Origin of the sequence: Janthinobacterium sp. UMAB-60, assembly GCF_900095235.1 — a bacterium.
Taxonomy (GTDB): Bacteria; Pseudomonadota; Gammaproteobacteria; order Burkholderiales; family Burkholderiaceae_D; genus Janthinobacterium.
The window spans coordinates 44,173-67,875 of sequence record NZ_LT607497.1 but is presented as its reverse complement, the minus strand read 5'-3'; the positions used below and the strand labels follow the sequence as shown (position 1 = coordinate 67,875).

At 64.1% G+C, this 23,703-nt stretch carries 19 protein-coding genes, 1 other RNA gene and 1 pseudogene; 18 read left to right on the top strand and 3 right to left on the bottom strand.

The features are described from left to right. The 8 genes and pseudogenes from K0F86_RS27725 to K0F86_RS22600 form a co-directional block, all read left to right on the top strand. Nucleotides 1–131: pseudogene (locus K0F86_RS27725) on the top strand (pilus assembly protein PilW); the annotation flags it as partial. Between the two features lie 27 nt (nt 132–158). Then, entirely contained in the window at nt 159–776 is a 618-nt protein-coding gene (locus K0F86_RS22630; protein WP_257572309.1) for a PilX N-terminal domain-containing pilus assembly protein, read from the top strand. Continuing rightward, nucleotides 773–4,627: a pilus assembly protein gene (locus K0F86_RS22625; protein ID WP_219136419.1), complete on the top strand. Its 3,855-nt coding sequence runs from the start codon at nt 773–775 to the stop codon at nt 4,625–4,627. Before K0F86_RS22630 ends, K0F86_RS22625 begins: the two co-directional genes overlap by 4 nt. Nucleotides 4,628–4,687: 60 nt before the next feature. Next, the gene (locus K0F86_RS22620) at nt 4,688–5,185 is read left to right on the top strand and encodes a type IV pilin protein (protein WP_219136418.1); all 498 of its coding nucleotides are present in this window, start codon (nt 4,688–4,690) and stop codon (nt 5,183–5,185) included. A gap of 226 nt (nt 5,186–5,411) precedes the next feature. Further along, on the top strand, nt 5,412–5,942 hold the full coding sequence (locus tag K0F86_RS22615) for a GspH/FimT family protein (RefSeq protein ID WP_219136417.1): 531 nt from the start codon (nt 5,412–5,414) through the stop codon (nt 5,940–5,942). Nucleotides 5,943–6,008: 66 nt separating this feature from the next. Next, nucleotides 6,009–7,082, top strand: a complete 1,074-nt coding sequence (ribD, locus tag K0F86_RS22610; protein ID WP_219136479.1) for a bifunctional diaminohydroxyphosphoribosylaminopyrimidine deaminase/5-amino-6-(5-phosphoribosylamino)uracil reductase RibD — start codon at nt 6,009–6,011, stop codon at nt 7,080–7,082. Nucleotides 7,083–7,110: 28 nt separating this feature from the next. Continuing rightward, entirely contained in the window at nt 7,111–7,746 is a 636-nt protein-coding gene (locus K0F86_RS22605) for a riboflavin synthase (protein ID WP_116743605.1), read from the top strand. Nucleotides 7,747–7,870: 124 nt separating this feature from the next. Next, nucleotides 7,871–9,136, top strand: a complete 1,266-nt coding sequence (locus tag K0F86_RS22600) for a hypothetical protein (RefSeq protein ID WP_219136416.1) — start codon at nt 7,871–7,873, stop codon at nt 9,134–9,136. Here K0F86_RS22600 and K0F86_RS22595 read toward each other — a convergent pair. Further along, complete coding sequence (locus tag K0F86_RS22595; RefSeq protein WP_219136415.1) at nt 9,133–9,558, bottom strand: OsmC family protein; 426 nt, start codon at nt 9,556–9,558, stop codon at nt 9,133–9,135. The two genes, K0F86_RS22600 and K0F86_RS22595, sit on opposite strands and share 4 nt — an antisense overlap. A 365-nt stretch (nt 9,559–9,923) precedes the next feature. Between K0F86_RS22595 and ribBA the strand changes: the two genes are divergently transcribed. The 3 genes from ribBA to nusB all read left to right on the top strand — a co-directional run bounded on the left by ribBA (nt 9,924) and on the right by nusB (nt 12,149). Further along, nucleotides 9,924–11,045, top strand: coding sequence for a bifunctional 3,4-dihydroxy-2-butanone-4-phosphate synthase/GTP cyclohydrolase II (ribBA, locus tag K0F86_RS22590; protein WP_219136414.1), 1,122 nt, complete (start codon nt 9,924–9,926; stop codon nt 11,043–11,045). 59 nt (nt 11,046–11,104) lie between these two features. Continuing rightward, a complete protein-coding gene (gene ribH, locus K0F86_RS22585; RefSeq protein WP_071078714.1) occupies nt 11,105–11,587 on the top strand; it encodes a 6,7-dimethyl-8-ribityllumazine synthase in 483 nt (160 codons plus the stop codon). Nucleotides 11,588–11,678: 91 nt separating this feature from the next. After that, complete coding sequence (nusB, locus tag K0F86_RS22580; protein ID WP_219136413.1) at nt 11,679–12,149, top strand: transcription antitermination factor NusB; 471 nt, start codon at nt 11,679–11,681, stop codon at nt 12,147–12,149. Between the two features lie 222 nt (nt 12,150–12,371). Here nusB and K0F86_RS22575 read toward each other — a convergent pair whose 3' ends face one another. Next, nucleotides 12,372–13,289, bottom strand: coding sequence for a lytic transglycosylase domain-containing protein (locus K0F86_RS22575; RefSeq protein ID WP_219136412.1), 918 nt, complete (start codon nt 13,287–13,289; stop codon nt 12,372–12,374). Between the two features lie 478 nt (nt 13,290–13,767). On the opposite strand from K0F86_RS22575, the gene ubiD reads away from it, so the two are divergent. From ubiD to K0F86_RS22540, 7 genes are all read left to right on the top strand, one after another. Beyond that, nucleotides 13,768–15,252, top strand: coding sequence for a 4-hydroxy-3-polyprenylbenzoate decarboxylase (gene ubiD, locus K0F86_RS22570; RefSeq protein WP_071650179.1), 1,485 nt, complete (start codon nt 13,768–13,770; stop codon nt 15,250–15,252). 179 nt (nt 15,253–15,431) lie between these two features. Then, nucleotides 15,432–15,530: signal recognition particle sRNA small type (ffs, locus tag K0F86_RS22565), an RNA gene on the top strand. Between the two features lie 216 nt (nt 15,531–15,746). Beyond that, complete coding sequence (locus K0F86_RS22560) at nt 15,747–18,047, top strand: DNA polymerase III subunit gamma/tau (protein WP_219136411.1); 2,301 nt, start codon at nt 15,747–15,749, stop codon at nt 18,045–18,047. 41 nt (nt 18,048–18,088) lie between these two features. After that, nucleotides 18,089–18,415, top strand: a complete 327-nt coding sequence (locus tag K0F86_RS22555) for a YbaB/EbfC family nucleoid-associated protein (protein WP_096234483.1) — start codon at nt 18,089–18,091, stop codon at nt 18,413–18,415. Nucleotides 18,416–18,462: 47 nt separating this feature from the next. After that, nucleotides 18,463–19,053: a recombination mediator RecR gene (gene recR / locus K0F86_RS22550; RefSeq protein WP_071078710.1), complete on the top strand. Its 591-nt coding sequence runs from the start codon at nt 18,463–18,465 to the stop codon at nt 19,051–19,053. Nucleotides 19,054–19,056: 3 nt separating this feature from the next. Continuing rightward, on the top strand, nt 19,057–20,274 hold the full coding sequence (locus K0F86_RS22545; protein WP_219136410.1) for a CaiB/BaiF CoA-transferase family protein: 1,218 nt from the start codon (nt 19,057–19,059) through the stop codon (nt 20,272–20,274). Between the two features lie 167 nt (nt 20,275–20,441). Continuing rightward, the gene (locus K0F86_RS22540) at nt 20,442–21,575 is read left to right on the top strand and encodes an esterase-like activity of phytase family protein (protein ID WP_219136409.1); all 1,134 of its coding nucleotides are present in this window, start codon (nt 20,442–20,444) and stop codon (nt 21,573–21,575) included. Here the strand turns inward: K0F86_RS22540 and K0F86_RS22535 are convergent. Then, nucleotides 21,544–23,703 carry a bifunctional diguanylate cyclase/phosphodiesterase gene (locus K0F86_RS22535; RefSeq protein ID WP_219136408.1) on the bottom strand — a complete coding sequence of 720 codons (2,160 nt, stop codon included), beginning with the start codon at nt 23,701–23,703 and terminating at the stop codon, nt 21,544–21,546. The genes K0F86_RS22540 and K0F86_RS22535 overlap by 32 nt on opposite strands.

Sequence of the window (23,703 nt, the reverse complement as noted above, 5' to 3'; positions counted from 1 at the left end):
CGTATGCCGAGGCGCACGGCGCCGGCGACACGGGCGTACGCATCGCGCGCGCGTCCCTGCCCGCCGCGACGCGCTCCCGGCTGCGGCAACTGCTGCAGACAAGCATCATGCTGCGCAACGGGCCGGCATAGGAGGGTGGCACGATGGCTGGCTTTTACTTGCCTCGTGTACGTCACGGTGGCGCCACCCTCGTGTATGTGCTGTGCCTGCTGGTGATCATCTTGCTGCTGGGCGTATCGGCGGCGCAGATCGCCTTGCAGGGCGAAAAGGCGGCACGCGGCGAGCGCGACCGGCAGATCGCGTTTCAGGCGGCGGAGGAGGCATTGGTGGATGCGCAGAACGATATCGAAGGCTTGCCCGGCGCGCCGGGGCGTAGCAGCCTCTTCGCGCCAGGCAGCGCGGCCGGGTTCGCGGATGGCTGCGGCGAAGGCGGCGCGCTGGGCCTGTGCCTGCCAGCAGCCCCGGATGTGCCGGCGCTCTGGCTCAGCACGGACCTCGATGGCGCCGAAGGTGGCAGCCGCGCCGTGCCATATGGCCAGTTTACGGGCGCCGTCATGCAGACGGGGCAGGGTTTCCTGCCGTCGCGCCGGCCCCGCTACCTGATCGAACTGCTGCCGTTCCACCCGCCCGGCGCGCAGGCGGCGGCAGTGACAGGCGGCCTGGCCACGGAAAGCTATGTGTACCGCATCACGGCCATCGGTTTTGGCGCGCAGGAAAGCACGCAAGTCGTGCTGCAAAGTTATTACCGCAAGCAGGCGGCCGGGGCGGCGCCATGAGGGCCTGGTCATTCGCTTGGTGGTTCGCCTGGCTGCTGGTGGCTGGCCTGGCTTGCGGCGGCGCCGTCGCGGCCCAGCCGACGGTGACGCTGGCGCGGGCCGACGCAGGCTTGCACGGCGCCAGGGTGCCGCCGAATCTGCTGCTCAACCTGTCCCTCACGCATGCGGCCGCCGCTGCGGCGCATGGCGGCGAGTATGCGCCGCAGCGCGAGTACGCCGGGTACTTCGATGCGCGCATGTGCTACAGCTATCCGTATCGCAGCAAGGATGGCCTCATGCAGCCGGACTTGCGCGTAGCGACCGCTTACTTCTCCATGCTGAAGCCGGCTGATGCGCTGCACGGCTGCGGCGGCGATAGTTTCAGCGGCAACTTTCTGAACTGGGCCAGCGCCAGCATGCTTGACATCGTCCGCTATGCCCTCACGGGCGGCGACCGCGTCATCGACGAAGTGCGCAAGACGGTGCTGCAGCGCGCCTGGCTGCCCGATGCTGACAGCCCCATCGACTTCTTTGCCCACCCCGTCTTTTTCCCGCGCAAGGTCTTGCAGACAGGCGTCGTGGCGGCGACGCCGTTTGCGTTGGCGCAACTGGCCATCGTGTCCTGCCGCAACCGCCTGCTGTTCGGCGACGCCAGCTTGCCCCCGGGCGGCAGTTGCGACGCGCCTGGCGTCGCCGCCACGCACGGCGTGTTCCTCGCGCGCGTGCGCGTCTGCGACACGGAAGAAGGGCCGCTGCGCGACGATTTGTGCCTGGCGTATGGCAAGAATTACAAGCCGGTGGGTGCCGTTCAGCGCCATGGCGGCCGGGTGCGCGTGGGCGTGTTTGGCCATTTGACCGGCGTGAGCGCCGGCCCCGGCCCCGTGTATGGCGGCGTGCTGCGCGCGCCGCTGGCCCACGTGGGCAGGCAGCGCTGGACGGCGCCCGACTATATGCCGCAAGACAATGCTGGCGCCGAATGGAATCCAGTCACTGGCGTCTATATGTCTCAAACTACGGCTCCTGGCGGCGGGGTGACCGCTTACATCAATGGCTTGGGGCGCGGCAACGCCGCGCATCCGGGCGTGTACGCGAGCGCGGCGCCACTGGCCGAATTGCTGTACGAATCGCTGCGTTACCTGCAGGGGCGGCAAGCGAGCGCAGTGGTGCCAGCCGCCACGGCCCCGCCTGTCATCGACGACGGCTTGCCGGCCGTGACGCCATGGAGCGACCCGCAAACGGCCAGCTGCCAGCGCCACATCGTCGTCAGTCTCGGCGATGCGGGCATGGCGCTCGACCGCTACGTGCCCGGCAATGTCCCTGTGACTCCCGCATCGAACGGCGACCGTGCCCGCGCCGCCGATGGTTTTGCGCCGCCGCCCTTCGATGCCATGGCCTGGACGCATGCGGTGGGCAGCCTGGAAAGTGGCGGCGTGCAGGGCAATCCCGCGCCGCGGCCCGACCTGGCGGCGCTGGAATTGCTGGCCGACGGGACGGGCGGCGCCAGCTACCATGCGGCGGGCCTGGCCTATTGGTCGCACGTGCAGGCGCTGCGTCCTGGCGGCAAGAACGACGGCGTGGCCAAGGTCGAGCACTATGCGGGCGACTTGCGCCAGGGCGACCCGGCTGGCGTGCCCGGCTCTACTCCCGCTTCTACGCCTTTATTGTTGGCGGCCAAATATGGCGGTTTTCTCGATGCGAACGGCGACGCCAACCCATTCAAGAGCGCAACGGGCAGCGCGTTCGATGAATGGAGCGTGGATGGCCGCTGGCCCGCCCATTACTTGCCCGGCAGCGACCCGGCCGCCCTGATCGCGGGACTGCGCGGGGCCTTTGCCGCCGCCGACAAGGCTACCTTGCCAGCGACGCTCGCGGGGCCGGCCCTGATGGCGCTGGCCAGCGGCACGGATGAGGCATATTGGTTCCAGACGCAGCTGCGACTGGCTGACGGCAGCATGACCTTGTCGCGCGCCGCGTTTGCCGTGGGGGCCGATGGCGCACTGCTTCCCGGCAAGCCATGGTGGCGCGCCGGCGGGCAGGACAAGCCCGTGCAGGATGGCACGCCCGCGTCCTTGCGTCCCGTCTACACGCTCGACGCCAAGGGCGCCCTGATGCCGCTGGCCTGGACGCGGCTCGATGCGGAACAGCGCAGCGCGTTCGATGGCGGCGACGGCCGGGGCGAGGCGAGGCTGGCATATCTGCTGGGCCAGCGCACGCACGAGGTGGGCCAGCCGGGCGGCTTCCTGCGGCGCAGGTCAGGCAGCCTGGGCGCGGCGCCATACGGCAATCTGCTGTACGTGGGCGCGCCGGGGCTGGGCATGGCGGGGGCAGGCTATGGCACGCACCGCCAGGTGCTGCTGCAGCGGCGAAAAATGTTGTATGTGGGTGCCAACGACGGCTTGCTGCACGCCTTTGATGCGCGCACGGGCAGCGAATTGTTTGCCTATCTGCCGCAGGCGCTGCTGCGCGCTTCGGCAGCCGCTGCGAGTACTCACTACAGTCCGGGTCCGCTGCTCGATGGCGGAGCGGCCACGGCGGAAGTGCTGGCGCTGGGGCATTGGAGGACGGTGCTGGCGGCGGGCATGGGCGGCGGTGCACAAGGCGTGTTTGCGCTCGACATCACCGATCCGGCGCGCTTCGCGCAGGACGGGGCGCTGTGGGAGTTTACCGATCGCGACGACAGGCTGATGGGCAACGTGCGCGCGCCGCCCGCCTTTGCCCGCATCAACATGGGCGGCAAGCTGGGTGCGCCGGCCTACCGCGATTTTGCCATCGTTGCCAGCGGCTACAACAACCATGCCGACGATGGCAAGGATACGACGGCGCCCGGATCGGCCGCCGCCATTTTCCTGCTGGCGCTGGACAAGGCGCCCAGTACACCTTGGCTGTCGGGAAGTAATTACTTCCGGCTCAAGGTGCCCGTGGCCAGCGGCGGCGGCCATGAAAGCGATGGCGACGCAGACGTGGACGCCATGTCCCACGCCCTGGGTCCGCCCGCCGTGGTGCCGGGCGGCGACGGTGCGCTGGCGTATATCTATGCGGGCGATTTGCAGGGCAATATCTGGCGTCTCGACATGGCCGGCGGGCCGCCGTGGAAGGAGGGCCAGGGGCGCAAGCTGGTCTTTGTCGCGCGCGACGCGCAGGGGCGGCGCCAGCCGGTGACGCAGCAGCTGAGCGTGGCGTATGCGCCCGGTGGCGGCTATCTGCTGCTGTTCGGCACGGGCAAGCTGGTCGAAGCGGCCGATACCTGGCCTTCGGCCTTTCTGTCGCAGTCGTTTTATGCCGTGCACGATGATTTGCGGGAAACATCCCCCACGCGCAGCCGGGCCGACCTGGAGCCGCGCGGCTTGGGCGAGGCGGTGGGCGGCGTGCGCGTCGACGGCGCCGAATTGCGCTACACGGGCAGCGAGGCCATGCGCGGCTGGTATCTCGATTTTATGGGCAGCGCGCAGACGGGCGAACGCAGCATCAATAGTCCCGTACTGGCCGCCGGCAAGGTGCTGTTCAATACCGTCCTGCCCGGGCGCGACCCGTGCAGCAAGCCGGCCACGCGCCTGTACGTGCTCGATGTGCTGAGCGGCTTCGCCGCCGATGGCGCCGGCGTCGTGCAGGCGGGCGAGCAGACGGGGCGCTTGTTCGATGGCCTGGCGCGCGCGCCGCCGCTGGCGCTGGAACTCAATAGCACGGTGGGCGCCGCGACGGCGGCAGGACGGGCCGAAGGGCGCAAGGAACTTGCTGTGCTGCAACCGGGCTTGCCCGGCGCGGCCAGCGGGGCGGGGTTCAAGGTCGTCAGCGCGCCGCTGCCGGCGCGGCGCCTCAGTTGGCGCGAGGTGGCGAACTGGCGCGAATTGCACGAGGCGGCCAAGAAGAAATAGGCGTGAGCATGACATGCGCATCGTATCGGCTGGCGCTTTTTTGGGAAGAGGGGAGGTCGCATGGAAGTGGCAAGTCGGAATTGGGTCGCCGCAAACGGTGGTGCTTCTGCTGCCAACGCGCCGGGCTTCAGCCTGATCGAACTGTTGTCCGCGCTGGCGATCATGAGTCTGCTGCTGGCGCTGGCCGTGCCCGCTTATCACGGCCATGTCGTGCGCGCCAAGCGGGTACAGGGGCAGGCGACCCTGCTGCGGCTGATGCAGCAGCAGGAACGTTATTATTCGCAAAACAATCATTACCTGGCCTTTTCCTCGGCCTCGCCGGCATCGCCGGCGCAGCAGTTTCCTTGGTGGTCCGGCGACGGGCCGGCTGCCAGCGCGTATGAAATCGAGGCGCTGGCCTGTCCCGGCCTGGCGATCGGGCAATGCGTGCTGTTGCGGGCCACGCCGGGCACGTCCAAGGTCGATACACAATTCCAGGATGCCGATTGTGGCGTCTTGTCCTTGAGCAGCACGGGCCAGCGCGGCAGCAGCGGCCCTGCCAGCCGTTGCTGGCGCTAAGTAACCCCCAATAAATTATTGTGATTTCTGACTTCCATAACCGGCCCTCTGCGGCGTTGCTCACTGCTAGCAGTGCTCGCACTGCGTCGCAGCGGGCGCCTTGCATAGCATCCGGTTCTGTTCGTCATAAATTCACAATAATTTCCTGAGGATTCCTTAGGCCATGGCCATGCGCAAGCGGCTACCGCGGAGCGGGCAAACTTTCGGGCACACCGTCGGGCACACCATGCTTGAATTGCTGGCTGTGCTGGCGATTGCGGCGCTGCTGGCGGCCGCCGCCATGCCCGGCTTGCAGCAGGTGCTGGCGCGCCAGCAAGTGCGCGCGGCGGCCACGGACCTGTTTTCGGCCATCGAATTGACGCGGGCGCAGGCGATGGCGCGGGGTCAGCGCGTGCTGCTGATGCCTGCCGGGCCTGGTGGCACGGACTGGGGCACGGGCTGGCTGGCATTTATCGACCGCAATGCCAGCCTGGCGTTCGATGACGGCGACGAATTGCTGTTCCGCCAGGGACCGCTGCCGGCGGGCATCACGGCCCAGTTTGCGTTTTCCTCGGCCACGGCGCCGTTTTATATCGCCTACAATGGCGCAGGACGCAGTTGCAGCGCGACCAATAGTCTGGCGGCGCGCTGGGGCACCTTGTCCCTGACTTTGGGAAAGCAGGTGCGGCATATTAAAATCAATATGCTGGGCAGGGTGCGCGTGTGCGATCCGCAGCAGCAGGCGGCCAATTGCAGCGGCGTGGCCGACAGTTCGTAGCAAGACTGACCAATGACTCACCTTCAAGCAAAGAAGCCCGTGGAAATACTCAACGATATTGATGGCATGCGCCTGGCGCTGGAATGGGCGGCGCGCGGTTTATACACGACCTCGCCCAATCCCCGCATCGGCTGCGTGATCGTCCGGGATGGCCAGGTGATCGGCGCCGGCGTGACGCAGGCGGCGGGGCAGGATCATGCCGAGGTGCAAGCGCTGGCGAATGCGGCGGCGCGTGGCAACGACGTGCGCGGCGCCACGGCCTATGTCACGCTGGAACCATGCAACCACCATGGCCGCACGCCGCCCTGTTCCGATGCGCTCGTGCGCGCGGGACTGGGCCGTGTCGTGGCCGCCATGACGGACCCGAATCCGCTGGTGGCGGGGCAGGGATTGGCCAAGCTGGAAGCGGCCGGCATCGCCGTCACCACGGGCGTGCTGGCCGACGAGGCATATGAAATGAATATCGGCTTCTTTTCGCGCATGCAGCGCGGCAAGCCGTGGGTGCGCCTGAAAACAGCGGCCAGCCTCGATGGCATGACGGCCTTGCACAATGGCAAGAGCCAGTGGATCACGGGGCCAGAGGCGCGTGCCGACGGCCATGCATGGCGCGCGCGCGCCTGCGCCATCCTGACGGGCATCGGCACGGTCAGGGCGGACGACCCGCAATTGAACGTGCGCGCCGTCGAGACGCCGCGCCAGCCGCGCCGCATCGTCGTCGACAGCCGGCTCGACATCAGCCTTGACGCGCGCATCTTGCAGGGCGGCGGCACGTGGATCGTGGCGGCCGTGGCCAACCCGGAAAAGGAGGCGCAGTTGCGCGTTCTGGGCGCGGAAGTCATCCTGTTGCCGAACGCGGCCGGCAAGGTCGATTTGGCCGCGCTGATGCTGGAACTGGGACGCCGGCAATGCAATGAAGTCCACGTCGAGGCCGGCTCCAAGCTGAACGGCTCGTTGATCCGCGAAGGCTGCGTCGACGAACTGCTGGTCTACCTGGCACCCACCTTGCTGGGCGATGCGCAAGGCATGTTTGCCTTGCCGGCCTTGACGGATCTCAAACAGCAGCGCACTTTGCAATTTCACCAGGTTCAGCAAGTGGGCGAAGATTTGCGTATCCTTGCAAGATTCGTCCAGCGCAATTAATACTTTAATACTTTTATAGGGTTAGTTCATGTTTACAGGAATTGTTGCCGCCATCGGCAAGATTGAAACCGTGCAAGCACTCGACGGCGGCCTCGATGCCGGCGTGCGCCTGACCATCCATGCGGGCGGCTTGCCGCTGGCTGACGTGGCCCTCGGCGATTCGATCGCCATCAATGGCGCCTGCATGACGGTGGTGGAAAAGTCGGACACGGGTTTTGCCGTCGATGTCTCGCGTGAAAGCCTCAATTGCACCGTGGGCCTCGATACGACCACGGAAGTGAACCTGGAAAAAGCCCTGACCCTGGCCGAGCGCCTGGGTGGCCACCTGGTGTCCGGCCACGTCGACGGCTTGGGCATCGTGCGCAAGTTCGAAGCCGTGGGCGAATCGTGGGAGCTGGTCATCGAAGCGCCGCATGAACTGGCGAAATACCTGGCCTTCAAAGGTTCCGTCGTCGTCAACGGCGTGTCCCTGACCGTCAACCGCGTGGAAGACCTGGGCGCGGGTGCCGTCAATGGCTGCCGCTTCTCGATCAATTTGATTCCCCACACCATCGCCATGACGACCCTGAAACACCTGACGGTCGATGGCAAGGTCAACCTGGAAATCGACCTGATCGCCCGCTATGTCGAGCGTATGCTGTCGCTGGACAAGGCTGCCGCTTGAAATAAGAACTGAACACAGCAACTGAACACAGCAACACACCCGCCGGCCTTCGCATCTTGCCAAGTGTGTGTTGCTTTTCTTGCAGACGCGCATACTATGAAGCTTTCCGCAGTGGAGGCTAGCCATGGACCCGATTTCGCGCGCAACCGTGCCCAATGTCATACCGGCGACGCCCCGCGTGGGCGAGACGGCAGCGCTGGCGCCCGCGCTGCCCGTGCCGCCTTCCAGCGCGGCGGCGGCCCTTGCCGCTCTGTCATCGACCCAGGTCGACCTCTCTCCGCTGGGGCAGTTCCTGTCCGGCGTGGCCTTGTCGCGCCGGCAACTGCTGGCCTTGCAGGGCGCCACAGAGCAGGCCGGCGCGGCAAATACCCCCGTGAATGTCAATGACGACTTGCTGGCGCTGGCGCGGCAGCTGACGGAATCGTTCGCCCAGCTGCAAACGAGCGGCATCGATGCCGGCCAGCTGGCGACGGCCGGCGACACGCCGGGCAGCCTGGCGCAGCGCTACGATTTGCTGTCGGGCGACGGCACGACGGATGCGGCCACCGCGCTGGCGCAGGATGGCAGCCTGCTCACGCAAGCACAGCTGGCCCGCATCGGCATCGATTTGCGCAATGAAGATGTCAATCCAGTCACTTTACAGGCCGCGTATGCGGCCGACAACAATGCCACCCTGGATGCCTTGCAACAGGGAACGGACGTGCTGGCACAGGTGGGCGCCGTGCTGGCCCGGCAGCAGGGCGCGCCGCTGGCGGCCGTGGTCGAAGCGGATTTGACGGGCGCAACAGTGCCGGCGAATGCCGCGCAGACCGTGGTTCAAGGGGCGCCGGCGCAAACGGCGGCCATTGCACAACGGCAACTGGAACTGCAGCAGCAACTGGAAACGGAAGAGCTGAACCTGGACTTGCAGGAATTGCGGCCGCCATCGCCGGCAGTCGTTACCATCGATGAGCAGGACTTGCTGCAGACGCAGCGGGCAGACAGCCTGCGCGTGGATGCCCAGCGTATCGACAGCGAACGCATGAATGCCGATCAGCAGGCGCAGCAGAAGGAGGCCGCGGGGGCGATACAGGCGGCGTCCGACCGGGCTCAGTCGCTGGCAGGCGAAGCACAAGTACAAGCCGATGCGGGCCTGGCGACGTCGCAAGCCCAGCTGGCCCAGCAAAATGCGCAGGCGCAAGAGCTGGCCGCGCAAAATGCGGGCATGGCCGTGCCGCCGCCATCAGCGCAAGATCCGTCCGTGGCGGCGGCCATCGCCGCGTATAACCTGAACAATGCGGCCCTGAATCCCGGCTTGATGAACCGGCCATTGCCGGCCAGCGACTCGCGCCTGCCGCTGGTGGCGCCCGTCGCTGCCGTGGAGCGCGTCAAGCCCGTGACGAAAATCTAGGGCAGCAGGGTAGCGTCCAGGGTAATGTTAGCTTTAAGTAACTTCGATACGGGGCAGCCGGCCTTGGCCTTGCCCGTCAATTCCTCGAATGTTGCCTGGTCGGCGCCCGGGATCTTTGCTTTCAGGATCAGGTGGACGGCCGTGATGGCAAAACCGTCGTCCACCTTGTCGAGGGTCACTTCGGCCGTCGTTTCCATCTTTTCCGCCGTCAGGCCCGCTTCGCCGAGGATCAGCGACAGGGCCATGGTGAAGCAGCCCGCGTGGGCGGCACCGATCAATTCTTCGGGATTGGTGCCGGGCTTGCCTTCGAAGCGGCTGGCAAAGCCGTAGGGATATTCCTGCAAGGCGCCGCTGCGCGTGCTGATGGCGCCCTTGCCGTCCTTGATGCCGCCTGACCAGATGGCCGATCCGTTGGTTTTCATGTTGCCGCTCCTGTGTGGGGTGTCGCTGCGAGTGGGGTGTCAGCGCCGTGGCGGTGACTGGCTGATCTTATGCTCTTCGCACGGCCGGCGGCGCGCGTCTTGCCGCCCTCTTTGCGCTGGATCGGGGAATCGGCGCTTTGCGGGGCAGGCTGCGGCGCGCATGCCGCAAAGCTGTCTTATTTCAGGTCCGCAAGCGCTAAATCCTTTAAAATAGCAGGTTATAAGAAAATTCCCGGAAATTCCCGGAAATTCGCGGAATATTCGCGCTTGATGTTCAGTTTTAGTTTCAGTTTTTAGTTTCATTAACAACGCCTGGCAATACCGACGCGCAGCAGGTTTGGCCAGGCGTCATACGAGGATGAATAATGTCTATATCCAGCACCGAAGAGATCGTCGCTGAATTGCGCGCCGGCCGCATGGTGATACTGGTCGATGAAGAAGACCGGGAAAATGAAGGCGATCTGGTGCTTGCCGCCGATTTCGTGACGCCTGAAGCCATCAATTTCATGATCACGCATGCGCGCGGCCTGGTCTGCCTGACCCTGACGGAAGAGCGTTGCGACGAGCTGAACCTGTCGATGATGACGTCGCGCAACGGCACGGCGTATGGCACCAACTTTACCGTGTCGATCGAAGCGGCCGAGGGCGTGACGACGGGCATTTCCGCCGCCGACCGCGCCAAGACCATCCAGGTGGCCGTGGCCAAGGGCACGCAGCCCAGCGATATCGTCCAGCCTGGCCATATCTTCCCCCTGAAAGCGCAAAAAGGCGGCGTGCTGATGCGCGCAGGCCATACGGAAGCTGGTTGCGACTTGACGGCCATGGCCGGCCTGACGCCCGCGTCCGTGATTTGCGAAATCATGAAGGACGACGGCACCATGGCGCGCCTGCCGGACTTGCTGGTGTTTGCCGAGCAACACGGCTTGAAAATCGGCACGATTGCCGACCTGATCCATTACCGCAGCCAGACGGAGTCCCTGGTCGAGCGCGTTGCCGAGCGTACCCTGCACACGGCGCATGGCGAATTCCGCCTGATCGCGTTCCGCGACAAGCCCAGCGCGTCGGCCCATTTGGCCCTCGTGCATGGCGACCTGGCGCCCGGCCTGGAAGCGCTGGTGCGCGTGCACCAGCCCGTTTCCCTGCTGGACGTGCTGGAAAGCGAAGTGACCACCCACTCGTGGACGGTGGCGGCCTCGATGGCGGCCATCAAGCAGTCCGAGCGGGGCGTGATGGTCTTGCTGAACTGCGGCGAGACGTCGGGCGAGCTGTTTGCCCAGTTCGCCGCACTCGACACGCCGCAAGCCAAGCCGAAAGGCCGTGCCGCCAGCATGGACCTGCGCAGCTACGGCATCGGCGCGCAAATCCTGCGCGACCTGGGCGTGAGCAAGATGCAATTGCTGGCCAGTCCCCGCAAGATGCCGTCGATGGCCGGTTTCGACCTGGAAGTGACAGGTTTTCAGTGCCATCCAGGCCAGACGTCGATGTGAGAGTAAATGATGGCGGCATGTGTGTGTCGCCCTGAACCACCAGATTAAAGAGGCATATGATGAGCGTAGGAACTTATGAAACCAATTTTGCCGGCGAAGGTTTGCGCGTCGGTATCGTCCAGGCACGATTCAATGAAATCGTCGGTGGTGGCTTGCTGTCGGCATGCCTGGAAGAGTTGAGCAAGCTGGGCGTGGCCGATGAAGATATCCTGCACGTGACCGTGCCGGGCGCCCTGGAAATCCCACTGATTCTGCAAAAAATGGCAGAAACCGAGCAATTCGACGCCCTGATCGCACTGGGCGCCGTGATTCGCGGTGAAACCTACCACTTCGAGCTGGTATCGAACGAATCGGGCGCAGGCATCACGCGCATCGGTCTCGATTACGGCATCCCCATCGCCAACGCAGTGTTGACGACCGAAAACGACGAGCAGGCGGAAGTGCGCATGCTGGTCAAGGGAGCCGAAGCGGCACGCGTGGCAGTGGAAATGGCCAATCTGGCGCAAGCGCTGGAAGAGTTGCAAGACACAGACGAGGATTAATCGTGCTTGCGCCGCAGTGTGCTGCCTGGCAGCACGCCGCGGTATTCGTCACTATTTGCAGTAAATACGTATTTAAGAACAGGTAACAATCATGACTGAGAAAAATTTGCTCGCCAATCCCAGCAAAAACCGCACGCCGCGTCACCGCGCGCGCGAGTTTGCGCTGCAGGGCTTGTACCAGTGGCTGCTGAACAATGAAGACGCGACCACCGTCGTGAACAATATTCGCGCGGCTCACGGCTTCGACAAGGCCGATGGCGATCATTTCACGGTGCTGCTGTACGGCGCCATCAAGGATTCGCTGGCGCTGCGCGACAGCATGGCACCCTTGATCGACCGCAATATTACGGAACTGTCGCCGATCGAACACGGCATCCTGCTGATCGGCGCGTTCGAGCTGAAGAACAACATGGAAATCCCGTACCGCGTCGTCATCAACGAAGCGGTCGAGCTGGCCAAGTCGTTTGGCGGTATCGATGGCCACAAGTATGTGAACGGCGTGCTGGACAAGCTGGCAGTGAAATTCCGCGAGGAAGAAGTCAACGCCAACAAGCGCAAGTAATATAGGTATGGATCCAGCGGCGAAGGCCGCAATGGATGCAAAAAGGGCAGACTGAAAAGTCTGCCCTTTTTGCTGTCGAAGTGTTGCGCATTAACGTATCTGCGCCTCTTCCAACCGTAGCGAGCAAGCCCGATATCGGGTTGAGTAACGCAGCTGTACTGGAGTACAGCGAGTAACGCCGACCCGAGAGCGGGCTGCGCAGTAGGTTGGAAGAGCGCGCTACTACAAGCCGGCGATCTCGTTGTGCGGCAGCACTTTGATGGTGATGCCGCTTTCCGGTGCAGGCGCCTTGGCTGGCGCTGGCGTGTTCGATGCCATCACCGGCGTGCTGGTCGGCACGCGCTGGCCCGCCGATACTTGTTTCAGGCGGCGGTATTCGGCCAGCACGCGCGAGCCGTAGCCCGAGTCGGTGGCGAAGTTGGCGGCGCCCACATAGGTTTTCAAGCCCGCTTCGACGGAACCGCCACGCGTGACGTAGTCTTTCAGGATCAGCGAGCCGACGCGGATGTTGGCGACGGGATTCAGGGCTGCCTGCACGCCGCCCATTTCCTGGAAGCGCTCATGGTGTACTTTCGACATGACTTGCATCAAGCCTTGTGCGCCGACCGGGCTTTCGGCGAACGGGTTCAAGCCCGATTCGATGGCCATCACGGCCAGGATCAATAGCGGGTCCAGCTTGATTTCGCGCGCCGTCAGGTACGCCGTCGAGACGAGCATATTGGTGGCATCGTTGGCCACGCGGTAGCGCTTGGAGAGCCAGTTGGTGACCCATTGCTGCTGCTTTTGCGTGCCCAGCAAGGCTTTTTCTTCCTTGGTCAAAGGCGCCTCGTTGGCGGCGGCCATTTGCACGGATGCAGGCGCTTCCATCAGTGCCGACAGGGCCGGCGCTTCAACGGCTTGTGCCTCTGCCATGGGCAGCGGGAACAGGCTGTGCGTCAGTTGCTTGCCCAGGTCCGGGCGGAACATCAGCAGGGCGATCAGTGCCAGGGCGGAAATGCCGAAGACTGTCAGTGTGTGTTGCGCTGTGGTCAATACGCCACGTGCCGAAACGGCTTGTGCGCGGGCACGCAAACGCGCCAACGCTGGCTGGCCAGCCACGGTTGAAGCAGGCAATGCTGCTTCAGTGCTACGATGAGTCATAGAGTTCCCCGAAATGTCGCGTCAACAGGCAGTCCCTCCGCGGTCACGCGGTGTTGTGGGTACTGCCAATGCCGTGCATCAGAAATATCATCGTTTCCGCCGCGTATGGATGCGTGCGAGAAACGCCGTCATTGCTTGCTTGAGCTGATCGGTCCCATGCTGGTATTGGATCAGTCGCAATACAACTTTTACCGGGGGTAAGGCAGACGCCTTTTGAAAACACTCCTTAAAATGTCATGTGGAGCCCCGACTCCGTGAATGAAAGAGAAACGCTAAAATCAAGCTCTGGGCCGGCGTGCTCTTTCAAGTTGGGCGAATTGTAGAAGCCGTTTTATATCAAGTCAATACTAACGAATCGATTCTTTATTACTTTTATGTCTTACTTTTTGTCTTGCATTGTGCCAAAAGCCAATAAAATCAATTACTTGGCATAGATCCTTCAGCAACGGCGTCCGACGTCAAAAAAAATTAAAAACACATGAAATATTCAGATTTGCGAGATTTTATTTCTCAACTGCAACAAATGGGTGAACTTAAGCCTATTTCGACCCCCATTTCGCCGATTTTGGAGATGACGGAGGTGTGCGACCGCACTTTGCGCGCAGGCGGACCGGCCTTGCTGTTCAATAATCCGACGGGATACGACATGCCGGTGTTGGGCAATCTGTTCGGCACCACGCGCCGCGTGGCGCTGGGTATGGGCGCGGAAGATGTCAGCGAATTGCGCAAGATCGGCCATGTGCTGGCGCGCCTGAAGGAGCCGGAACCGCCGAAGGATTTCAAGGATCTGCTGGGCCTCGGTTCGCTGGTGAAATCCGTGTGGGACATGTCGCCGAAAGAGTTGCGCGGCGCGAAGTGCCAGGAAATCGTCTGGGAAGGCAATGACGTCGACCTGGCGCGCCTGCCCATCCAGCATTGCTGGCCCGGCGACGTCGCTCCCCTGATCACCTGGGGCCTGGTGATCACCAAGGGCCCGAACAAGAAGCGGCAAAACCTCGGCATCTACCGCCAGCAGGTATTGGGGCGCAACAAGGTCATCATGCGCTGGCTGGCGCACCGGGGCGGTGCGCTGGACTTCCGCGAGCATGCGATTCAAAGCAAGGGCAAGCCGTATCCGATCGCCGTCGCGCTCGGTGCCGATCCCGCTACTATATTAGGTGCCGTCACGCCGGTGCCGGACAGCCTGTCCGAATACCAGTTCGCCGGCTTGCTGCGCGGCAGCCGCACGGAGCTGGTGAAAGCCATCGGCAGCGAGCTGCGCGTGCCCGCCTCGGCCGAAATCGTGCTCGAAGGCCATATCTACCCGGACGAAAATCATCCGAGCGGCTATGAACACGCGCTGGAAGGGCCGTATGGCGACCACACGGGCTACTATAATGAGCAGGACAGTTTCCCCGTGTTTACCATCGACCGCATCACCATGCGCCGCGACCCGATTTACCACTCCACCTACACGGGCAAACCGCCGGACGAGCCGGCCGTGCTGGGCCTGGCGCTGAACGAAGTGTTCGTGCCCCTGCTGCAAAAGCAGTTCAGCGAAATCACGGATTTTTATCTGCCGCCCGAAGGCTGCAGCTACCGCATGGCTGTGGTGCAGATCAAGAAGCAGTACGCGGGCCACGCCAAGCGCGTGATGTTCGGCGTGTGGAGCTTCCTGCGCCAGTTCATGTATACCAAGTTCATCGTGGTGGTCGACGAGGACGTGAATATCCGCGACTGGAAAGAGGTCATCTGGGCCATCACCACGCGTGTCGACCCCATCCGCGATACGACCCTGGTCGACAATACGCCCATCGATTACCTGGACTTCGCTTCGCCCGTCAGCGGCCTGGGCAGCAAGATGGGCATCGATGCGACGAATAAATGGCCGGGCGAAACGACGCGCGAGTGGGGCACGACGATCGCCATGACGCCGGAAGTGAAGGCTAAGGTGGATGGGATCTGGCAAGAGCTGGGGCTGTAGGTCGGGTTAGCGCTTGCGCGTAACCCGACGTTGCGGCGCTGGCATGCCCATGGCCTGCATACTCAGCAGTGTCGGCTTACGGCCTGCGGCCTAAGCCGACCTACGCCGACCTACGCCGACGCACACAGCATTGACACGGCAATTTCCCAATCTGGCGCAGGTCGGTTATAATTGTCCCCGGCGGGCCCCTGCGCATCGTGGCATGGCTAACCTGGTCAGGTCGGGAACGAAGCAGCCACGGCTATTAACCATGAGTGCCGCAGATCAGGCTCGCCTCCTTCGGGAAACAAACAGTAAAGCTGCCGTTGGCGGCTTTTTTGTTTTGCGGCGCTGTGTTTTGCCAGTCCGCATGCTTGCCTGATTTTCCAGAATGCCACTCTCCATGTTATACAATTGCTGCTTTGCCGCGTTTGCCATATTTGAATGTGGCCCGGCCATGAGGCTTGCGCCCGCCGCGCAGGATCACCCGCAAAATCGCATGGTAAAATCTCAGCATGTCCTATCAAGTCCTCGCCCGTAAATACCGCCCCAAGAATTTCGAGACGCTCGTCGGCCAGGAGCACGTCGTGCGCGCGCTCACGCATGCCTTGCACAGCGGCCGATTGCATCACGCCTATTTGTTCACGGGCACGCGCGGCGTCGGCAAGACGACCCTGTCGCGCATCCTGGCCAAGTCGCTCAATTGCATCGGCCCCGATGGCACGGGCGGCATCACGGCCCAGCCTTGCGGCGTCTGCGAAGCGTGCACGGCGATCGATGCGGGACGCTTTGTCGACTATATAGAGATGGATGCGGCGTCGAACCGCGGCGTCGATGAAATGGCGCAGCTGCTGGAACAGGCGGTCTACGCGCCAAGCAATGCGCGCTTCAAGGTCTATATGATCGATGAGGTGCACATGCTGACGAACCACGCGTTCAATTCCATGTTGAAGACGCTGGAAGAGCCGCCCGAGCACGTCAAGTTCATCCTGGCCACGACGGACCCGCAAAAGATTCCCGTCACCGTGCTGTCGCGCTGCCTGCAGTTCAACCTCAAGCAGATGCCGCCCGGTCACATCATCAGCCATTTGGACAATATCCTGGGGCAGGAGGGCATCGCCTTCGAACAGCCGGCCTTGCGCCTGCTGGCCCAGGGCGCCCACGGTTCCATGCGCGATGCGCTGTCGCTGACGGACCAGGCCATCGCCTACGCGGCCGGCGAAGTGACGCTCGATGCCGTGCAAGGCATGCTGGGCGCGCTCGACCAATCGTACCTGGTGCGTCTGCTCGACGCGCTGGCGCAGCAGGACGGCGCCGATCTGCTGGCCGTGGCCGACGAGATGGCCTCGCGCAGCCTGTCGTATAACGGCGCCCTGCAGGACCTGGGCACCTTGCTGCACCGCATTGCGCTGGCGCAAACCGTGCCGACCGCCTTGCCGCAGGATTTGCCTGAATACGCGGACATCGTGCGCCTGGCCGGCGCGTTTGACGCGGAAGAAGTGCAGCTGTTTTACCAGATCGCCGTGCATGGCCGCAATGAACTGGGCCTGGCGCCCGATGAATATGCGGGCTTTACCATGACCCTGCTGCGCATGCTGGCCTTTCGGCCCGGCATAGGCGGCGCCGATGGCGTACCGGCGGCAGCACCTGCGGCTGCCCCGGGCAATCGTCCCGCCGCCGTGGCCGCCGCGCGCGCCGCAGCCGGCGCATCCGCCCCGGCCGCCCGCGCCGCCAGCAACAGCGTGGCCAGCCATGCGGCCGTGACACCGCCCGCCGTGGTGGCCGCTGCCGCCGCCAGCATGGCGCGCAGCGAAGCGCCGCCGCCACGCGCGGCTGCACCGGCGCCAGCACCAGTAGCAGCTCCGGCACCGGCAGCGCCGCCGGCTGCGGCTGCCCCGGCAGCCTCGGGCGCGCCGATCAGTTCCGCCCGCGCCGCCATCAATGCGGCGCTGGAAGCTGCCCGCGCCGCCTCGAAAGGCCGTCCGGGCAGCGCGCCGTCGGCGCCAACATCGGCGCCCAAGCCGGCTGCGCCGGCACCAGCAGCGGAACCTGTCGCCGCAGCGCCAGCTCCGGCCGCACAGGTCCAGGCAGCGCCGCCACCACGGCCCGCCGCCGCGAAAGCGCCGGCGCCGTGGGACGATGCGCCGCCAGTCGCCGTGATGGAAGCACCCGCACCCGCACCCGCGCCCGTGCAGCCGGCACGCCAGGCACCGCCACAGCAGGCGCCCGCCGATGACGACTTGCCGCCCTGGGTCACCGAATTTTCCGACGACAGCGCGTCTGCCGCCGTGTCCGCGCCCGCCGCGCAGAGCAGCGAGCAGCCGGCCGTCGTCATGCCGCAACGTGCCGCCAAGCAAGCCGCGCCCAGCGGACCGTACGTGATCACGCCCGTGCCTGGCCTGGACTGGGACGGCAACTGGCCGGCCGTCGCCGCCGTGCTGCCCCTGCGCGGCGTGGCCCAGCAGCTGGCTGTGCAAGCCGAGCTGATCGAATGCCTGCACGACGGCCACAGCACCACGTTCCGCCTGCGCGTGCCGATCGATACGTGGCGCAGCCCGGCCAACGTGGAAAAACTGGCGGCCGCGCTGACCGAACGCTTCGGCCGCAAGGTCGCGGTCGACACAGAACTGGGCGCCGTCTGGTACACGGCCAGCGCGGAAGCGCAGGCGCACCGCGAGGCGTGCCAGCTGCAAGCGGAAGCAACCATCGCCAGCGATCCCTTCGTGCTCGACATGAAGCGTGCATTCGACGCTTTTGTCGTGCCGGGAACGATTACCCCTGCACCGGCCGGCTCCGCCGCGCCGACCCTGCATTGATGATTAACACACTCACAAACTGAATTGAACGGAGCATTCTCATGATGAAAAATCAACTGGCTGGCCTGATGAAGCAGGCGCAAACAATGCAAGACAACATGAAAAAGGCCCAGGAACAACTGGCGCTGGTGGAAGTGGAAGGCCAGTCCGGCGCCGGTCTGGTGAAAATCGTCATGACGTGCAAGAACGACGTCAAGCGCGTCTCCATCGACCCGTCGCTGCTGGCCGACGACAAGGACATGCTGGAAGACCTGGTGGCCGCCGCCTTCAACGACGCCGTGCGCAAGGCGGAAGCGACGTCCGCGGAAAAAATGGCAGGCTTGACCGGCGGCATGAACTTGCCAGCTGGCTTCAAAATGCCATTCTGATGCAATCCCGCATGCGCTCGATCTGTGGCACGGGGCAGGGTTGATCCATGTCCAAGTCGCTTGAATTTTTGACCGAGGCGCTGCGGCGCCTGCCCGGCGTCGGCCCCAAGTCGGCGCAGCGGATGGCATTTCATTTGTTGCAGCACGATAGGGAAGGCGCGGCCATGCTGTCGCGCGCCCTGTTCCAGGCCGTCGATGCCGTGCATCACTGCGGCCTGTGCAATACCTTTACCGAACATGAAGTGTGCGAGACCTGTCTCGACGAAGAGCGCGACAAGCGCTTGCTGTGCGTGGTGGAAACGCCCGCCGACCAGCTGATGATCGAGCAGACGCTCACCTACAAGGGCCTGTATTTCGTGCTTATGGGCAGATTGTCTCCGCTCGATGGCATCGGCCCGAAAGATATCCACCTCGAAAAATTACTGGGCCGCGCCAACGATGGCGTGGTCGGTGAAGTGGTGCTGGCCACCAATTTCACGAATGAAGGCGAAGCGACGGCCCACTACATCAGCGAAATGCTGAAGGCGCGGGGCTTGCGAGTGAGCCGCCTGGCCCGCGGCGTGCCCGTGGGCGGCGAACTGGAATACGTCGACGCGGGCACGATTGCCCGCGCGATGCTCGACCGCAGGGCAACCTAAATCATGCAAGAAAAAACGTCGGCTGGTCCTTTGACGGGCATCAAAGTCCTGGAACTGGGCACCCTGATCGCGGGGCCGTTCTGTGCCCGCATGCTGGCCGAATTCGGCGCCGACGTGATCAAGATCGAGTCGCCCGATGGTGGCGACCCCATCCGTACCTGGCGCGTGCTGAAAGACGGCACTTCGCTGTGGTGGTCGGTGCAGGCGCGCAACAAGAAAAGTTTAACGCTGAACCTGAAGACGCTGGAAGGCCGCGCCATCGCGCGCCAGCTGGCCCTGGAAGCGGACATCATCATCGAGAACTACCGCCCCGGCGTGCTGGAAAAGTGGGACCTGGGCTACGAACAGCTGAAAAAGGAAAAGCCATCCCTCATCATGGTGCGCCTGTCCGGCTTTGGCCAGACGGGACCGATGAAGGACTTGCCCGGTTTCGGCGCCATCGGCGAGTCGATGGGCGGCTTGCGCTATGTGTCCGGTTTTGCCGACCGTCCGCCCGTGCGGGTCGGCGTGTCGATCGGCGACTCGGTGGCGGCCCTGCACGGCGTGATCGGCGCCATGATGGCCTTGCGCCACCGCGACGTGACGGGTGGGCGCGAGCACGGCGAAGGGCAGATGGTCGACGTGGCCCTGTACGAATCCGTGTTCAACCTGATGGAGTCGCTGGTGCCCGAATACGACCAGGCGGGCGTCGTGCGCGAACGCACGGGCGGTTCCTTGCCAGGCATCGTCCCCTCGAATACCTACACGACGGGCGATGGCGAAAACATCGTCATTGCCGGCAACGGCGACGCCATCTTCAAGCGTTTGATGCTGGCCATGGGCCGCATCGACATGGCGGGCGACCCGCAACTGGCGCGCAACGATGGCAGGGTGGCGCGCACGCAGGAAATCGACGACGCCATCGGCGCCTGGTGCGCCACGCACACGATCGACAGCGCGCTGGCCGTGCTCAAAGCTGCCGATGTGCCATCCGGAAAAATTTACTCCGTGCGCGATATGCTGAGCGACCCGCAATTTCTCGCCCGCGAGATGTTCGAACAACACCATTTCGCCGACGGCACACCCGTCAAATTGCCCGCCATCAGCCCGAAACTGTCCGCCACGCCGGGCAAGACGCAGTGGCTGGGGCCAACCCTGGGCCAGCACAACGACGAGGTGCTGGGGTCGCTGGGCTATGATGCCGCCGCCATTGCGCGGCTGAAGGCCGATGGGGTGGTGTAGGCAGGAGCAGGTAGATGAATGTCGGGTAGGTCGGATTAGCGGCGTAGCCGCGTAATCCGACACCACCACGCCACGTTACCGACACCACCACCACCAGCCATGCCAACAATGTTGTCGGCTTACGCGCTCCGCGCTAAGCCGACCTACGCAACTTACTGATACCCGCCATGCACCGATCTTTCCGCACCGCGCTTGCCCTGGCGTCCGCCGCCATCCTCCTCTCCGCCTGCGCCAGCTTCCCCCACGACGCGCCGATTGCCGGCCTGCGCCTGATCGGCGAACAGCGCATCGCCTTGAAACAGGCATTCGAAGGCACCACGGTGGGCGGCTTGTCCGGCATCGACTATGATGCGGCCAACAAGAGCTGGGTGATGGAAAGCGATGACCGCTCGGAAATCAATCCGGCCCGCTTTTACCGTGCCACGCTCAGCTACGACAGCAAGGCGTTTACGGCCGTGACTTTGAGCAGCGTGCATTTCTTCACGCAGCCGGACGGCAGCCGCTACCCGAACCTGGCGCATGCAAAACTGGACCAGGGCGACCAGGTGCCCGACATCGAGACCATCCGCGTCGATCCGCAGGACGGCAGCCTGTGGTACGGCAGCGAAGGCAACCGCAAGGTGGGCCTGCACCCGTTCGTGCGCCACGCGGACCGCGACGGCCACTACCTGGCCACCTTGCCCACGCCCGCCATGTTCAATGTCTCGCAGGAAGAAATCGGCTCGCGCAACAACATGAGCTTCGAGGCACTGTCTTTCTCGTCGGACGGCAAGAGCCTGTGGCTGGGCATGGAAGCGGCGCTGTACCAGGATGGCCCGCTGGCCACGCCCGACAACGGCTCCGTGGTGCGCATCACGCGCCTGGACCGCGCCGGCACCGTGCTGGGCCAGTATGCGTATGCGATCGAGCCGGTGGCGTCGCGGCCCGCGCCGGGGCGCGAGGCGGACAATGGCGTGTCGGAAATTCTTGCCGTGAACGACCACCAGGTGCTGGTGGTGGAGCGGGCCGGCGTGGAACACGCCGATGGCGTGTATTCGAACCATGTGCGCATCTACGCGATGGACACGGCTGGCGCCACCGACATCCAGGCCATCCCCGCGCTGGCGGGCGCAGCCTATGTTCCGGCGCGCAAGCGCCTGCTGCTGGACCTGGAAAAGATCGGCCTGGCAAGAATCGACAATATCGAAGGCATCAGCTGGGGTCCGCGCCTGGAAAACGGCCGCCGCAGCCTGGTGATGATTTCCGACGATAATTTTAATCCGCAGCAAGTCACGCAAATCCTTGCCTTCGAAGTGCTCTAGTTTCCAGGTTGGCCAGCTGGCCCGCCTGCCTGGCCAGCATGGCCGTGATCGTGTCGTGCGGCGACGGGTGGCCTAAAAAGTATCCCTGCGCCATGTCGCAGCCGTATTCTTCCAGCATCAGCAGTTGCTCGTCCGTCTCCACGCCCTCGGCCACCACCACCATCTTCAAGCCATGCGCCATGGCGATGATGGCGCGCGTGATGGCCGCGTTTTCCGTGTCCTGCGGCAAGCCGGCGATAAAGCTCTTGTCGATTTTCAAGGCCCGCACGTCGAAGCGCTTCAAATAATTCATCGACGAGTATCCCGTGCCGAAGTCATCGATGGACAGATACACGCCGATGCCGCGCAATTGCTCCAAGGTCACCATGGTGGCGCGCGCATCGTCCATCAACGTTCCCTCCGTCAATTCCAGTTCCAGCAGGCGCGCATCGAGGCCCGTGTCGGCCAGGGCCGAGAGCACGATCTGCATCAGGTTTTCATCCTTGAATTGCTTGGCCGACAGGTTCACGGCCATGCGGATGGCCCGTCCGCCATCGTTTTGCCAGGCCTTGGCCTGGTTGCACGCCGTGCGCAGCACCCATTCGCCGATGGGCACGATCAGCCCCGTTTCTTCGGCCAGCGGGATGAATTCCGTGGGCGAAATGATGCCCCGCTCGGGATGGCGCCAGCGAATCAGCGCTTCCACGCCGACGATCTGCGTGCTGGGAACGTCGATCTGCGGCTGGTACAGCAAGTACAGCTCGTTGTTCTGCAAGGCTTTGCGCAGACCCACTTCCATCTTGACGTGGCTCATGATTTCCATCGTCAGCGATGAACTGTACAGCTTGGCATTGTTCTTGCCGCAGTTCTTCGCGTGGTACATGGCCGTGTCCGCGTATTTGAGCAGCGAATTGCAGTCCTCGCCATCTTCCGGATACAGCGAGATGCCGATGCTGGCCGTGACGAAAATCTCGTGCGCCTCGATCATGAAGGGCCGGCGCATGGCTTCCTTGACCCGGTGCGCCACGTTCAGCGCGTCTTCCACCCGCTCCAGGTCGGGAATCAAAATCGTGAATTCGTCGCCGCCCAGGCGCGCGAGGTTGCTGCCGCCGAAGCTGGCCTCAAACTCGTGTTCGGCGCGCAGCACCAGGTCGCTGGGGCGGATGGTTTCGCGCAGGCGCTCGGACACCACCTTGAGCAAATGGTCGCCCACGTCGTGGCCCAGGGTGTCGTTGATGCGCTTGAAGGCGTCGAGGTCCATGAACAGCACGGCGAATTTCTTGTCGTGCTCCTTCGAGCGCAGCAGTTCGCGCTCCAGCGTTTCCAGGAAGGCCTGGCGGTTGGGGATACCCGTCAGGCTGTCGCAATACGCGAGGCGGCGGATCTGCTCTTCCGTGCGCTTGCGTTCGCTGATGTCGCGCACCAGGCCCAGCACTTCGTCGGCGCCCGTCGCCACCAGGCGCGCCTCGAAATGGCGCGTGCTGTCCTCGTGCGTGAGCGTGTAGTCGACCGAGCCGATATGCTGCGTGGCCAGCACGGCGTGCGCCTTGTCGAGCAGGCGCGCGGCGATTTCGGGCGGCAGCACGTCGCGGATATGGCTGCCCACGCAGTCGCTGAGGGAAAAGCCCGCGCTGGCGTCGTGGCCCTGTTCGTAGTCGAGATAAAAGCCTTCGCGGTTCAGGCGAAAGAAGGTGTCGGGGATGGCGGCCAGCACGGCGCGGTTGTGCGCGTCGGCGATGCGCAGGCGGGCGATGGCGTCGCTGGCGCGCAGCACGTACAGCACGCGGTGGCCCAGGATGGGCCAGTTGATGGGCTTGGAAATGAAATCCGTGGCGCCCACCTCGTAGGCGCGCGTGACGGCTTCCAGCTCGTCGCCGCCCGTGACCATGATGATGGGCACGGTGCCGCCCACTTCCTGGCGGCGGATTTCGCGGCACACGGCAAAGCCGTCCAGGGCCGGCATGTCGACGTCGAGCATGACCAGGTCCGGCCCGCTGTGCTTGTAGCTGGCCAGCGCCTGCACGCCGTCCTCGGCCTCGATCACGTCCAGGCCTACCTGGGTGAGCATTTGTCGCATCAGCAAGCGCATCACGGGATCGTCGTCGGCCACCAGCACCAGGCCGCGGGGAGGGGAGAGGGGCGCTGTCAT